At 46.9% G+C, this 275-nt stretch carries 1 pseudogene; it reads right to left on the bottom strand.

Going from position 1 to position 275, the window contains the following annotated elements:
• Positions 1-275: pseudogene (locus AB4585_RS26800) on the bottom strand (ABC transporter permease); the annotation flags it as partial.

Raw genomic sequence — 275 nt, 5'->3', positions numbered from 1 at the left:
ATGTAAATGATGCCAATAGTCAGGAATGGTGACCTTCTCAGAGAGCGAACTTTTCTCTCCAGCGCTATTACCGGTACTGACAAGATTAATGTTGCTATCAAGGGTCACCAGTTCAGTTTCCCAGCGTTGCCAAACTTCTTTCACTTCTGGCTGTTTTTCAAGCCAAGCGGTCATTCTAGGGGCAGCATTGACGGTAGGATGAATATACACATCCGCCGCAAGGCGCTGAGATAGCCACTTATCCGTGGTTTCTCTAAAGCTTCCCACCATGGTTT

This window comes from Vibrio sp. 10N.222.49.C9 (assembly GCF_041474985.1).
GTDB lineage: Bacteria > Pseudomonadota > Gammaproteobacteria > Enterobacterales > Vibrionaceae > Vibrio > Vibrio crassostreae_C.
This window is presented reverse-complemented; position numbering and strand designations above follow the sequence as displayed.